General features: G+C 72.8%; 15 protein-coding genes and 1 pseudogene. 15 read left to right on the top strand and 1 reads right to left on the bottom strand.

The annotated features are described in order from the left end of the window. Positions 1–184 precede the first annotated feature (184 nt). From fliD to AC4F3Q_RS13410, 15 genes are all read left to right on the top strand, one after another. Entirely contained in the window at positions 185–1,531 is a 1,347-nt protein-coding gene (fliD, locus tag AC4F3Q_RS13480; protein ID WP_491040411.1) for a flagellar filament capping protein FliD, read from the top strand. Between the two features lie 13 nt (positions 1,532–1,544). Then, a complete protein-coding gene (gene fliS, locus AC4F3Q_RS13475) occupies positions 1,545–1,979 on the top strand; it encodes a flagellar export chaperone FliS (protein WP_350308832.1) in 435 nt (144 codons plus the stop codon). A 13-nt stretch (positions 1,980–1,992) separates the two neighbouring features. Further along, positions 1,993–2,325 (top strand): hypothetical protein, encoded by a 333-nt coding sequence (locus tag AC4F3Q_RS13470; RefSeq protein WP_168447632.1) that lies wholly within the window; start codon positions 1,993–1,995, stop codon positions 2,323–2,325. Between the two features lie 187 nt (positions 2,326–2,512). Then, a complete protein-coding gene (gene flgB, locus AC4F3Q_RS13465; RefSeq protein ID WP_491040410.1) occupies positions 2,513–2,854 on the top strand; it encodes a flagellar basal body rod protein FlgB in 342 nt (113 codons plus the stop codon). Then, the gene (locus AC4F3Q_RS13460) at positions 2,854–3,249 is read left to right on the top strand and encodes a flagellar basal body rod protein FlgC (protein ID WP_168447634.1); all 396 of its coding nucleotides are present in this window, start codon (positions 2,854–2,856) and stop codon (positions 3,247–3,249) included. Before flgB ends, AC4F3Q_RS13460 begins: the two co-directional genes overlap by 1 nt. Continuing rightward, positions 3,249–3,587: a flagellar hook-basal body complex protein FliE gene (gene fliE / locus AC4F3Q_RS13455; protein WP_168447635.1), complete on the top strand. Its 339-nt coding sequence runs from the start codon at positions 3,249–3,251 to the stop codon at positions 3,585–3,587. The genes AC4F3Q_RS13460 and fliE overlap by 1 nt, the downstream gene beginning before the upstream one ends. Then, positions 3,587–5,194, top strand: a complete 1,608-nt coding sequence (gene fliF / locus AC4F3Q_RS13450) for a flagellar basal-body MS-ring/collar protein FliF (protein WP_491040409.1) — start codon at positions 3,587–3,589, stop codon at positions 5,192–5,194. The genes fliE and fliF overlap by 1 nt, the downstream gene beginning before the upstream one ends. Continuing rightward, positions 5,191–6,273: a flagellar motor switch protein FliG gene (gene fliG / locus AC4F3Q_RS13445; protein WP_491040408.1), complete on the top strand. Its 1,083-nt coding sequence runs from the start codon at positions 5,191–5,193 to the stop codon at positions 6,271–6,273. The genes fliF and fliG overlap by 4 nt, the downstream gene beginning before the upstream one ends. Further along, complete coding sequence (locus tag AC4F3Q_RS13440; protein ID WP_491040407.1) at positions 6,263–6,958, top strand: FliH/SctL family protein; 696 nt, start codon at positions 6,263–6,265, stop codon at positions 6,956–6,958. The genes fliG and AC4F3Q_RS13440 overlap by 11 nt, the downstream gene beginning before the upstream one ends. After that, entirely contained in the window at positions 6,955–8,277 is a 1,323-nt protein-coding gene (locus AC4F3Q_RS13435; RefSeq protein ID WP_491040406.1) for a FliI/YscN family ATPase, read from the top strand. The genes AC4F3Q_RS13440 and AC4F3Q_RS13435 overlap by 4 nt, the downstream gene beginning before the upstream one ends. Continuing rightward, positions 8,277–8,732, top strand: a complete 456-nt coding sequence (locus AC4F3Q_RS13430) for a flagellar export protein FliJ (protein ID WP_491040405.1) — start codon at positions 8,277–8,279, stop codon at positions 8,730–8,732. The genes AC4F3Q_RS13435 and AC4F3Q_RS13430 overlap by 1 nt, the downstream gene beginning before the upstream one ends. Continuing rightward, positions 8,729–9,481, top strand: coding sequence for a C40 family peptidase (locus tag AC4F3Q_RS13425; protein ID WP_491040404.1), 753 nt, complete (start codon positions 8,729–8,731; stop codon positions 9,479–9,481). The genes AC4F3Q_RS13430 and AC4F3Q_RS13425 overlap by 4 nt, the downstream gene beginning before the upstream one ends. Next, the gene (locus AC4F3Q_RS13420) at positions 9,478–11,028 is read left to right on the top strand and encodes a flagellar hook-length control protein FliK (protein WP_491040403.1); all 1,551 of its coding nucleotides are present in this window, start codon (positions 9,478–9,480) and stop codon (positions 11,026–11,028) included. The genes AC4F3Q_RS13425 and AC4F3Q_RS13420 overlap by 4 nt, the downstream gene beginning before the upstream one ends. A 24-nt stretch (positions 11,029–11,052) precedes the next feature. After that, entirely contained in the window at positions 11,053–11,520 is a 468-nt protein-coding gene (locus AC4F3Q_RS13415; RefSeq protein ID WP_168447641.1) for a flagellar hook capping FlgD N-terminal domain-containing protein, read from the top strand. Positions 11,521–11,548: 28 nt separating this feature from the next. After that, entirely contained in the window at positions 11,549–12,727 is a 1,179-nt protein-coding gene (locus AC4F3Q_RS13410) for a flagellar hook protein FlgE (protein ID WP_168447642.1), read from the top strand. A 96-nt stretch (positions 12,728–12,823) separates the two neighbouring features. On the opposite strand, the pseudogene AC4F3Q_RS13405 reads toward AC4F3Q_RS13410, so the two are convergent. Continuing rightward, positions 12,824–13,043, bottom strand: a pseudogene (locus AC4F3Q_RS13405) (methyl-accepting chemotaxis protein); the annotation flags it as partial.

Below are 13,043 nucleotides of genomic sequence, written 5' to 3'. Positions count from 1 at the left end.
CGGACATCGGTCTCTGACCTCACACTGCGTCCACCACGGACCATGACGTCGGGGTGACCTGACGCCACCCGCCGGGGGGGGGGGGGGCGCCCCCCCCCCCCCCCCCCCCACGGCCACACCAGAGCTGCTCCCGCAGCTCGCACGCACGGCATGCAGTCACCCGCAACGAACGAAGGGCATCACGATGGCCGGTCTCGCGATCGACGGTCTCAGCTCCGGACTCGACACCACCGCGCTCATCAACAGCCTCATCGCGGTCGAGGGCAACCAGCAGGTTCTCCTCAAGCAGAAGCAGGCGACGGGCTCCTCGCTCGTGACCGCTCTGCAGGCGCTCAACACGCGCGTCGCTTCTCTTGCGGAGGCTGCGAAGACCGCCACGAAGGACACCTCGTGGGGTGCGGTCAAGGGCACCTCGAGCGCCGAGTCCGTCGTCGTCACCGCTGCGAGCGGTGCCGTGCCCTCGACCCTCTCCTTTACGGTCGACCGTGTCGCGACGTCTCAGTCGTCGCTCCTCGCGATCCCCGCTGACCTCGACCCTGCCGACCCGACGCTGACGATCTCGCTCGGGGGCAAGGACACCGCTGTCACCGCGCTGACGACGGACCCGCGCGACATCGCCGCCGCGATCAACTCGTCCGACGCGGGCGTCAAGGCCGCGGTCATCAACGTCGGCACCGCCGACACGCCGAGCTACCGGCTGCAGCTGACGGGGACCGCGACGGGCGCGGCCAGCTCGTTCACGGTCTCCTACGCCAGCGCGGGCGGGCCCGCCGCCGCGTCGCTGAGCCAGGTCCGCGCCGCGGGCGACGCGAAGATCACGCTCTTCCCCGGCACGGACGCGGCCCAGTCGATGACGAGCGCCACCAACGCGTTCAACGGGCTCCTCGGCGACGTGACGATCACCGTCTCCAAGGTCGAGGCCGAAGCCGTCACCGTCGACGTCGTGCGGGACACCGAGGCGCTGACGAACCTCGCGAAGAACCTCGTGAGCAACATCGGGGTCGTCCTCTCCGAGATCAGCTCGCGGACCAAGGCGAGCACGGGCACCGCGTCCGACGGCTCCGCGACCCTCAAGCCCGGGCTGTTCGGCGGAGACACGACGATCCGCTTCCTCCAGCAGGACATCCTGTCGCAGGCGAGCGCGCCGATCGACGGCGTGTCGCCGGCCGACGTCGGCATCGTCATCGCGCGCGACGGCACGTTCACGTTCGACCAGGAGAAGTTCTCGGCCGCCCTCGCTGAAGACCCCGCGAAGGTCCAGAAGATCGTCTCCGGCGTCGCCGCGAACGTCCAGGCCGTCGCCGACCGCGCCTCCGACAAGGTCGACGGATCGCTGACGAACCGCATCAAGTCGACCGAGGCGTCGGTCAGCGAGATGGGCGACCGCATCTCCGACTGGGACGACCGCCTCGCTCGCCGTCGCGAGACCCTCGTGCGGATCTACTCCGCGCTCGAGGTGTCGATGAGCAAGATGCAGTCGACGTCGAACTGGCTGTCGTCGCAGATCGCGCAGCTGAACGCGACGAAGTAGACGAGGAGAGACCGTGACCACCGACCTGAGATCCGAGTACCTCGCGCAGAGCGTGCTCAATGCGACACCGTCGACGCTCGTGACGATGCTGTACGACCGGCTGCTGCTCGACATCAGCCGTGCCCGCAAGGCGATCGAGGCAGGCGACAAGGCGGGCTGCAACGCGGCAGCCCTCCACGCCCAGGACATCGTCACCGAGCTCATGACGACGCTCGACGTCAACGCGTGGGCCGGCGCGCAGAACCTGCTGACCCTCTACTCGTACCTGAGCACCGAGCTCGTCAAGGCGAACGTCAACCAGGACGACTCCCGGTTCGACGCGTGCCGTGCTCTCATCGAGCCGCTCCGCGAGGCGTGGCACACGGCGGCCCGCGAGCTGTCGGCCGAGCAGGCCGCTCCCATCCCTCCGGCCGTCGTCGGCCCGAGGGGTGAGCTGGGCGTCGGGTGAGCACGTGCTGACCATGACCGACGACACCGCCACGTCGGCGTGGATCCGCGCGCTCGACATCCTCGAGCGCGACCTCGCTGAGACGAACGCGCTCCTCGATGCAGCGCCCGACAACGAGATCGCCGAGCTCGCGCTCCGGCGCGCGTCCCAGTGGCGTGTCCCGCACGGCATCGGCCCGCTCCCGCGCGCCCTCGGCGCGCGCGCGACCGCCGTGCTCGAGGCGCAGAAGGCGACCGCGAGCAGGCTCGCGCGTGCCATGGCGGCGACGCGCCGCCAGGTCGAGGTGATCGACGCCTCCGACCCGTTGGAGCGCGAGCGCCCCGTCTACCTCGACACCGAGGGCTGAGGCTCCCGCCTCCCCGTACGCCGGGTCCGAAGTGTCCGTCACGTGACGATCGTCGGGCGGACCTGCAACTCCGCGGCCGGGAACCTCTCAACAGTGGGACCTGCGTCCCGATAGGACCGTCGAGCATGGATCGCTCGTCATACCGGCCACGGACAGGCCACTCGGACCACACCTCAGGGACGTCTCCGTGTTCGATTCCGTGGGTTTCGGTGCGCTCAACAGCGCCCTGGACGGCCTCGCTCTGCGCCAGCGCGTCATCGCGCACAACATCGCGAACATCCAGACGCCAGGCTTCCACGCAGGCCGCGTCTCGTTCGAGGACGCCCTCACCTCGGCGGTCCGCGGTGGCAACGGCTACGTGACAGCAGCCCAGCAGACCTCGCTCGAGCCCACCCGCCTCGACGGCAACAACGTCAACCTCGACGCGGAGACCCTGCTCAACGTCGACACCAACCTGCGCTACCAGCTCGCCACCCAGGCCATGGACGGGCAGTTCAGCCAGATCCGTACTGCGATGAGGACCAGCTGATGACGACGTTCGGAGCACTCGGGATCGCCTCGACGGGCATGACCGTCCACCGCAAGTGGCTCGACGCGATCAGCGACAACCTCGCCAACGCCAACAACGCCACGCGCACCGACGAGGCCGCCTTCCAGGCGCGCTACGTCGTCGCGGACGAGATGCAGCAGGGGCAGGGCGTCCAGGTCGCCGGCGTCGTCCTCGGCTCCGCCGAGGGACGCATGGTCTACGAGCCGAACAACCCGCTCGCCGACGCGGAGGGCTACGTCCGCTACCCCGACATCGACATGTCCAGCCAGATGAGCTCGCTCATCATGGCCCAGCGCGGCTACCAGGCGAACGCCGCCGTCGTCGACCGCGCCCGCGCCACCTACGAGGCCGCACTCCAGATCGGTAGGAACTGATGAGCTTCCCCGTCATCCCCGTCGGCGCCGTGAGCGCCGGAGCCGTGACCGGTGCCACCGGCACCGGCTACCTCGACCTCACGGGCGCGAGCCCCGCGCAGGGGCCCAGCACGACCGGCCCCGCGTTCGCGTCCTCCCTCACCGGCGCCATCGAGAACCTCCAGGGCGCCCAGGAGAAGTCGAGCGCCCTCGCGATCCGCGCCGTGACGGGCGACCTCGACGACGTGCACGACTACACGGTCGCCGCGAGCCAGGCAGCCGTCACGCTCGAGCTGACCGCCGCCGTCCGTAACAAGGCCGTCGAGGCCTTCACCGAGATCATGAGGATGCAGGCCTGATGCCCGAGAAGATCTCGCACGCCGCCGCCCGCCTGGGCGCGGCCATCAAGGAGTTCACGATCGCGCAGCGCACGCTGACGCTCATCGGGCTCGGTGTCCTGGCTGCCATCGTCGTCGGCCTCTACGCGTGGAGCTCGCGCCCCACCTACGCGCCGCTGTACACGGGCCTCGCCGCGGCCGACGCGAGCGCCGTCGTCGAGCAGCTCGACGCCTCCGGGGTCGCCTACCAGCTCGCCGACGGCGGTGCGACGGTCATGGTCCCGAAGGACTCCGTCTACCAGATGCGCCTCAAGACGGCCGCGGCCGGCCTGCCCGCCGCGAGCGACGGCGGCTACTCGCTCCTCGACGAGATGGGCATGGGCTCCTCGGAGTTCCAGCAGTCCACCACCTACAAGCGTGCGATGGAGGGCGAGCTCGCCAAGACCATCAGCGCGATGAAGGGCGTCGAGACCGCGTCCGTGCAGCTCGCCCTCCCCGAAGAGACCGTGTTCGTCGCCGAGAAGGCCGACCCGACCGCGTCCGTCTTCGTCGGGCTGCGCACCGGCGCGACCCTCGACGACGACCAGGTCCAGGCCGTCGTCCACCTCGTGTCCGCGTCGATCGAGGGCATGAAGACGACCGACGTCGCCGTCATCGACTCGACCGGCAAGGTCCTGTCCGCCGTCGGCGTCGGCACGGCCGGCACCGGCTCCGGCAAGCAGAACCGCGAGTACGAGGAGCGCATCTCCGCCTCCGTCCAGACGATGCTCGACCGCATCGTGGGCCCCGGCAACGCCGTGGTCTCCGTCGCTGCCGACCTCGACTTCGACCAGGTGCAGCGCACCTCCGAGCGCTTCGAGAGCGCGGACGGCGTCCAGCCGCTCTCCGAGACCCGGACGTCCGAGACCTACACCGGCAGCGGCGCACCCGGAGGGACCGGCGTCCTCGGCCCCGACAACATCGCGGTCCCGACCGGCGGCAACGGCGAGGGCGAGTACGCCAACGAGTCCGAGACCCGGAACAACGCGGTCGACAAGGTCACCGAGGTGACCGAGACCGCGCCCGGCACCGTCCGCCGCCAGTCCGTCTCCGTCGCCGTCAACCAGACCGCAGCCGCGGCCCTGTCGATGACCGAGCTCGAGACCCTCGTCGCCTCGGCCGCCGGCATCGACCAGCAGCGCGGCGACGTCGTCACCGTGTCGCGGATGGCGTTCGACTCCTCGAACGCCGAGGCCGCCCAGGCCGCCCTCGCGGAAGAGCGCGCCGCCACCGAGAAGGCCGAGCGCGCCGCGCTGATCCGCACGGGCGTCATGGCAGGCCTCGGGGTCGTGCTCCTCGTCGCTCTCGCCGTCGTCGTCGCCCGGGCACGCAAGGGCAAGGGCGACGAGCGCACCGCGCTCGACATCGGCGACCTCGAGCCGCTGCCCGTCTCGCCGGTCGACCCGACCGCGCTCGCCCTCGACATGGTCGAGGAGACCGAGCAGACCCTCGCGATGATCGCGCCCGTCGACGAGCTCCAGCTCGACGCCGAGGCGAAACGCGCCGAGGTCGGCTCCATGGCCGACGCCGACCCGTCCGAGATCGCTGACCGACTCCGCTCGATGATGGACGTGGGGGCTCGCAAGTGACCGTCGTGACCACGAGCGACCCCGCCGTCGCCGCCGCCGTGGACGCTCCGCGCGTCGAGCGCCCGCGCCCCAGCACCGCCGCCCTCTCGGGCACGCAGCGTGCCGCGCTCGTGCTCATGCAGCTCGGCCGCGAGCGGGCTGCGCGCGTCCTGTCCGAGCTCTCCGAGCCGGAGATCGAGGACATCACCGCCGCGATCGTCCGCATGGAGCGCGTCGACCGGGACATGGCCGACCAGGTCATGCGGGAGTTCTACGACACCCTCCAGGGCGGGCAGATGCTCGCGCACGGCGGTCTCGGCTTCGCGACCCAGCTCCTCGAGGCGGCCGTCGGCGACGAGCGCGCCGCGACGATGCTCGAGCGGCTCCAGGAGTCGCTCGCCGGTCAGCCGTTCGAGTTCCTCCAGGCGGCCGACGCCCGTCAGGTCATCGCCCTCATCAACGGCGAGCACCCGCAGGCGATCGCCCTCGTCCTCGCGCATCTGCGCCCCGAGCACGCCTCGCTCATCCTCGGCGGCCTCCCGCCCGCGACGCAGGCCGCTGTCGCGCACCGCATCGCCCTCATGGACCGCGCGGCGCCCGACGTCGTCTCAACCGTCGCCGAGTGCCTGCAGCGCAAGTCTGCGAGCGTCCTCACGCCGCGCGAGACGAGCCAGATCGGTGGCGTGCAGCCGCTCGTCGAGATCATCAACCGCGCCGACCCGGGCACGGAGAAGCTCATCCTCGAGGGCCTCGAGGAGCAGGACGCCGAGCTCGCCGACGAGGTGCGCAGCCGCATGTTCGTCTTCGCGGACATCGTCCTGCTCGAGGACCGCGCGCTCCAGCTCGTCCTGCGCGGCGTCGAGACGCCGACGCTCGCGCTCGCGCTCAAGGGTGCCGGCGAGGGCGAGCGCAACGCCGTCCTGCGCAACCTCTCGGAGCGTGCGCGCAGCAACCTCACCGAGGAGATCGAGCTGCTCGGCGCCGTGCGCGTCTCGCAGGTCGAGGAGGCGCGCAGCCAGATCGTCCAGACGATCCGCCGCCTCGAGGAGTCGGGCCAGATCATCATCCGCCGCGAGGGCGAGGACGAGTATGTCTCCTGAGCCCGGCTTCGCGACCACGCAGCTCGCCGTCGTGTCCGACGCGCGCACCCAGCAGGTGCGCGAGCAGGCACGCGTCGGCGGCTACGCGGCGGGCTGGGCCGAGGGCACGCGAGCGGCGGCCGTCGCGGCGCAGCGCGCCGCAGAGCGGGTCGCGGAGCGCGTCGAGGACGAGCGTGCCGTGGCGCGCGCCCAGGTCGACGCCGCTCTCGCGACGCTCGCCTCGGCCGCGCGTGCGGTCAACGACCGCACGATCCCCGTCGTCGAGGAGTCGCACGAGCTGATCGTGCGCCTCGCGCTCGACCTCGCCGAGGCGATCGTCGGCGTCGAGCTCTCCAGCTCGGAGCGCTCGGCACGGTCCGCGCTCGCCCGCGCTCTCGCGGTGCCCGCCGGCACCGAGATCGTGGCGATCCGCCTCAACCCGCAGGACCTCGCGCACCTCGATCTGCTCGCGGGCGCAGCGGCGAAGGCCGGCCACGTCGTCGGCGTCCCCGACGGTGTCGAGCTCGTCGCCGACGCGACGCTCGCGCCGGGCGACGCGATCAGCGACCTGCCCACCGGCTACCTCGACGCGCGCGTCGCGACCGGTGCCGCACGCCTGCGCGCCGCCGTCGAGCAGGCGCTCGACAGCGGCGAGCCGCTCGTCGAGCAGGCCGTCGCAGCCGGGGACCCGGAGGCGCGGGCATGACCTGGACATCGACGCTCGCCGTCGCGCGCCCCGAGGTCGTGGGACGCGTCCGTCAGGCTGTCGGTCTCTCCGTCGAGGTGGAGGGGCTCGACCTCGCCATCGGCGACCTCGTCCAGCTCGGCGACGGTCCCGTCGGCTCGGGCACCCACATGCCCGCCGAGGTCGTCGCGGCGACCGCCGGCGCCGCGCGCTGCATGCCGCTCGCGCCTCCGCACGGCCTGCGCGCCGGCCTCGAGGCCCGCGCGACGGGCGGGTCGTTGCGCGTCCCCGTCGGTCCCGGCCTCCTCGGTCGCGTGCTCGACGGTCTCGGTCAGCCGATCGACGGCAAGGGCCCGCTCCGGGACGTCACGTACGTCGACATCGCCGGGCGCGCGCCGCACCCGCTCGCGCGCCAGCGCGTCACGGCCCCCCTCAACCTCGGCGTGCGCACGCTCGACACGCTCACGACGGTCGGCTGCGGCCAGCGCATCGGCCTGTTCGCCGGCTCGGGCGTCGGCAAGTCGACGCTCCTGTCGATGATCGCGCGCGGCACGGACGCGCAGATCTCGGTGATCTCCCTCGTCGGTGAGCGCGGCCGTGAGGTCCGCGAGTTCCTCGAGGACGACCTCGGCCCTGAGGGCCTCGCCCGCTCGGTCGTCGTCGTCGCGACGTCGGACCAGCCGGCGCTCGTGCGCAAGCGCTCCGCGTTCGTCGCGACCCGCATCGCGGAGCATCTGCGCGACGGCGGCGCGGACGTCGTGCTGATGATGGACTCGCTCACGCGCGTCGCGATGGCCCAGCGCGAGATCGGCCTGTCGGTCGGCGAGCCGCCCGCGACCCGCGGCTACCCGCCGAGCGTGTTCTCGCTGCTCGCCGAGCTGCTCGAGCGCGCTGGTACCGGCGCGACCGGTTCGGTGACGGGCATCTACACCGTCCTCGTCGACGGCGACGACCACAACGAGCCGATCGCCGACCAGGCGCGCTCGATCCTCGACGGGCACGTCGTGCTCGACCGCAAGCTCGCGACGTCGGGCCACTTCCCGTCGATCGACGCGCTCGGCTCGATCTCCCGTGTCGCGTCGCGCGTCACGTCGCGTGAGCAGCGTGCGGACGCGACCGAGCTGCGTCGCGTCATGGCGGCGCGCCGGTCGGTCCAGGACCTGGTCGACGTCGGCGCGTACGTCGCGGGCTCGAACCCGCTCGTCGACGCGGCTCTCGCGAGCTCGCGCGAGATCGACGCGTTCTTGCAGCAGGGCGTCGACGAGGCTGCGCCCGCAGCCGACTCGTGGGCGCGGCTGCACGAGCTCGTCGGTCGGTTCGGGACGAGGGAGGCAGCCTGATGGCGGACAAGTTCCGGCTGGCGGGCCTGCTGCGGTTCCGCAAGCTCCAGGAGGACCAGGCGGCGGCCGAGCTCGGCCGTGCGAACGCCCAGACGGCGCGTGCGCGTGCGCACGCCCGTGCGGCTGCCGAGGCGCTCGGCTCGCACTCGACGCCCGACGCGATGGACGTCAGGGCGTGGCAGGCGGCTCTCGCGGGCCGTGCGGCGCTGCGCACGGACGTCGACGTCGCTACCGCTCTCGTCGCCCGCGCGGCGCGCACCGCGCAGGAGCGCGAGGACGAGTGGAAGGCCGCACGCTCGCGGTCCCTCCCGCTCGAGAAGCTCGAGGAGCGGCACGCGGAGCGCGTCGCCCAGGAGGAGCTGGCCGCGGACCAGATCGTGATCGACGAGGCCGCGAGCCGGGTGCGTCCGCCCGAGGACGTCGCCGGTGCGACGACGGGGGAGGAGGAGCGATGAGCATCGATTCCGTCCTCAGCCGCGTGGCCACGATCGAGTCGCTCGTGCGTTCGACGGGTGCTCGCAGCGGTGGTGTCCTCGGCTCGTCCGCGTTCGCGACCGGCGCGCCGACCACGACGTCGAGCACGTCGGGCGGCTCCGCGTCGTCGACGCAGTTCGCGCAGGCGCTCGCGGCGGCGGGCGAGACGACCGGCGTCCAGGACCCGACGGTCCCCGCAGCAGGCGCGACCGCGACGGGTCTCGTGGCGTCCGCCGAGAAGTACCTGGGCGTCCCGTACGTCTGGGGCGGCGAGACGACGGCCGGCATGGACTGCTCGGGCCTGGTGCAGCGTGCGCTCGCCGACCTCGGCGTCGACGCCCCGCGCACGGCGCGCGAGCAGATGACGACGGGCACCCCGGTCGCGTCGCTCGAGGAGGCGCTCCCGGGCGACCTCGTCGTGTTCGACGGCGGCTCGCACATCGGCATCTATGTCGGCGACAACCGCATGATCCACGCTCCGAAGCCGGGCAAGGTCGTCCAGGAGGCGGAGGTCTACGAGAAGCCGACCGCGATCCGGCGGGTCCTGCCGGGTGCCGCGAGCCAGAGCGCCACGACCACGGCGCTCATGTCCGCTCTCGCCTCGGTGGGAGTCACGAACGGCGTGCCCGGCACGGGCGCCGCCGCGACCACGGGCGCGCTGACCAGCGCAGGCACGTCCGTCGACGCGCAGCGACTCGCGCTGCAGATGCTGACAGGGAGTGCCGCATGACCGTCCAGATCTCCGTCGTGGACCTCAAGGCCGCGAGGCCCGCGGTCCCGGCGCCCGCTGCCGCGCGGACGGACGACGCGTTCGCGAGGACGCTCGACCGTGCGACGCAGGACCGCCAGCCCGCCGACGGTGCGGCGAACGCTCGTCGTGAGGACCGTGCTCAGGCCGAGCGCGCTCTCGCGGACCGCGCGCAGCTCGCGCGCACCCAGGAGCGCGCGCAGGCCGACAGGTCGCGCACCGAGCGCGCCCGCACGACGCGTGCGGACGCGGCCCGCGCTGACGCGGCCCGCGCTGACGCGGCGCGTGCTGACGCGGCCCGCGCTGACGCGGCGCGTGCTGACGCGGCCCGCGCTGACGCGGCGCGGGACGGCTCGCAGGCTGAGCGTGCGACGGCGTCGCGCGACGAGGTCCGCCCGCAGGCCGAGCGCGACGACGCCGCCGTCACGGACGACACGACCACGCAGACCGCGTCGGACCAGGGTCCGGCGGCGCCGGTCGCCGAGGTCGAGACCCGCGTCGTCCCGGTCGTGGGGAGCGCCGTGCCGACCGAGGCGACTCAGCAGCCGCTCGCGGAGGTCGACGCCGAGGCGTCCGTCGCCGAGGCGACGCCCGCCGCGCCTGCGGACGAGACCGCCCAGGCCGCCGCCGCTGCCGTACCTGGTGCAGCCACCTCGGCCGCCGCCACGCCGGTCGTCGCGGTCGCCACCGTCGCCGCACCGACGGTCGACGAGCCGCAGGCCCCGGTCGCCGACGGTGCCCGCGCGGAGGCTGCGCTCCAGCGCAGCGCCGCCCTCGGCAGCTCGACGGCCGCCCAGCCCGCGGGCCAGGCCGCGCCGCTCGCCCAGGACGCGACGCCCCAGCGTGTCGAGCCCGCGGCTCAGCAGCAGGTCGCCATGGCGACGCCGCAGCCTGACGCCGCAGCCGCAGCCGCCGCGCCCGTGGCCGCCGCGATGCGCCCGGCAGGGGCCGAGCAGACGACCGGCCGTGCGCTGCCCGAGGGGTTCACCCCGGTCGGCGCGACCGCCGCGGCGAGCCCGACGACGCAGGCCGCCCCGACGGCCCCGGCCGCAGCGCCCGCAGCTCCTGCCCGCACCGAGGCACCGCCGCTCGCCGAGCAGCTCCGTGCACCGCTCGCACGCCTGCGCGCGCTGCCCGCGGGCGACCACATGCTCACGCTCCGCGTCGAGCCGAAGGCGCTCGGGCCCGTCGAGGTCCGTGCGCACATCGGCGCCGACGGTGTCCGCATCGAGCTCGTCGGCGGGACCGACGCGGCGCGCGAGTCGCTCCGCGGGATCCTGCCCGAGCTCCGCCGCGACCTCGCCGCGACCGGCATGCAGGCCCAGCTCGACCTCGGCTCCGGCCGGTCCGACAGCCAGGGCGCCCAGCAGGGCAGCGGGCTCGACGCCGACGGCGGCCGCGGCTCCGGTCGCCCCGAGGTCACGCGCGGCGACGCGCGTGGCACCTCGGTCGACACCGCGTCCGCGCCTGCACCGCGCCCCGACATCCTCCCGACCGACGGACGCTCCGGCGTCGACGTCCTCGCCTGAAGCTCCCCCGAAAGGACACGCACCATGTCAATCAGCACCGAGGGTGTCGGCGGCGGCTACACGTCGATCCACGCCGGGAACACGGTCTCGAAGGCCAAGCAGACCCTCGACGGCGAGACCTTCCTCAACCTCCTCGTCGCGCAGCTGCGCTACCAGGACCCGAGCGCACCGATGGACACGACCGAGATGATGGCGCAGACCACGCAGCTCGCGTCCATGGAGAAGCTCACGTCGATCGCCGACGCGACCCTCGAGACGTTCGCGCTGCAGATGCGCGCGACCGCCGCCGAGTTCGTCGGCAAGGACGTGTCCTACACCGACGCCGAGGGCAAGACCGTCAACGGTCACGTCTCGAGCGTCTCGTTCGCGGGCGCCGTCCCCGAGCTCCTCGTCGACGGCGTGAAGGTCAGCCTCGACTCCGTCTCCGGGATCCTCGGCGCGCCCGCCGAGAAGCCCGCACCCACGACCCCCACCGACTCCTCCGCGTCCTAGTCCGGCGTACCACCCGAAGGGAACCACCATGCTTCGCTCGCTGTTCTCCGGCATCTCCGGGCTCCGCTCGCACCAGACGATGCTCGACGTCACCGGCAACAACATCGCCAACGTCAACACCACCGGCTTCAAGGCCTCGCAGACCCAGTTCCAGGACACGCTCAGCCAGGTCCTGACGAACGCGGGCGCGCCGACCGCCGACACCGGTGGCACGAACCCGGCCCAGGTCGGCCTCGGCGTCAAGGTCTCCGCGATCTCGACGAACTTCCAGCAGGGCGCCGCCCAGACGACGAACCGCTCGACCGACGTGATGATCTCGGGCGACGGCTTCTTCGCGGTCAAGAGCGGTGCGCAGACGTTCTACACGCGCAACGGCTCGTTCGACTTCGACGCGCAGGGTCGCCTCGTGACGTCGGAGGGTGCGTTCGTCCAGGGCTGGGCGGCTGACGCGGCGGGCGGGATCGACACCGCGGGTGCCCTGAGCAACCTCACGCTCCCGATGACGACGCTCGTCGGCGCGCAGCCGACGACGAACATCAAGTTCGGTGGCAACCTGCCGTCCGACGCGGCCGTCGGCACGGCTCTCGTGCGCGACGTCGAGGTGTTCGACAGCCTCGGCAACGCGGGCACCGTCTCGCTCACGTTCACGCGCACCGCGACCGGCTGGGGCGTGAGCGGTTCCGACGGGACGAACACGGTCACCGGCGCCGAGATGCAGTTCGACGCCTCGGGCGCCCTCACGGCCGGTGGCACGATCACGGTCGGCAGCCGCACGGTCGAGCTGGGCACCGTGACGGGCTACGCGGCCCTCACGACGGTCGAGGCGATCAGCAAGAACGGCTCGCAGGCCGGTGCCCTGCAGTCCTTCCAGATCAACGCTGACGGCACGATCATCGGCGCCTTCTCGAACGGCACCAAGCAGCCGGTCGGTCGCATCGCGATCGCGACGTTCGCCAACCCGGTCGGTCTGCAGAAGGCGGGCGGCTCGATGTACGAGACGTCGGTCAACTCCGGCGACCCGGCGGTCGGCGTGGCGGGTGCGGGCGGCCGTGGTGGCCTCATCGGTGGCGCGCTCGAGATGTCGAACGTGGACCTCTCCCAGGAGTTCACGAACCTGATCATCGCCCAGCGCGGCTTCCAGGCGAACTCGCGCGTGATCACCACGAGCGACGAGCTGCTCCAGGAGCTGGTCAACCTCAAGCGCTGACCCTCGGCCCACCGAGGCACGAGAAGGGGGCGTGGGGGCCCACGGCGCCCCCCCCCCCCCCCCCCCCCCCCCCCCCCTTCTCGTCGTCCTGCGCGGCTAGATGGTGAAGCCGGCGATCCGCTCGCGCAGGGTCGTCGACACGGCGGCGAGCTCGTCGATCGTGCCGCCCGAGCCGGACAGCGCGTCGCTCGACGAGGCCGTCGCCTGGGCGACGCCCCCGATGTTGACAGCGATGTCGGCCGAGCCGGTGGCGGCTTCGGAGACGGAGCGGGACATCTCGTTGGTGGTGGCGGTCTGCTCCTCGACGGCGGAGGCG

Source organism: Flavimobilis sp. BM9, from assembly GCF_058313055.1.
This window is presented reverse-complemented; position numbering and strand designations above follow the sequence as displayed.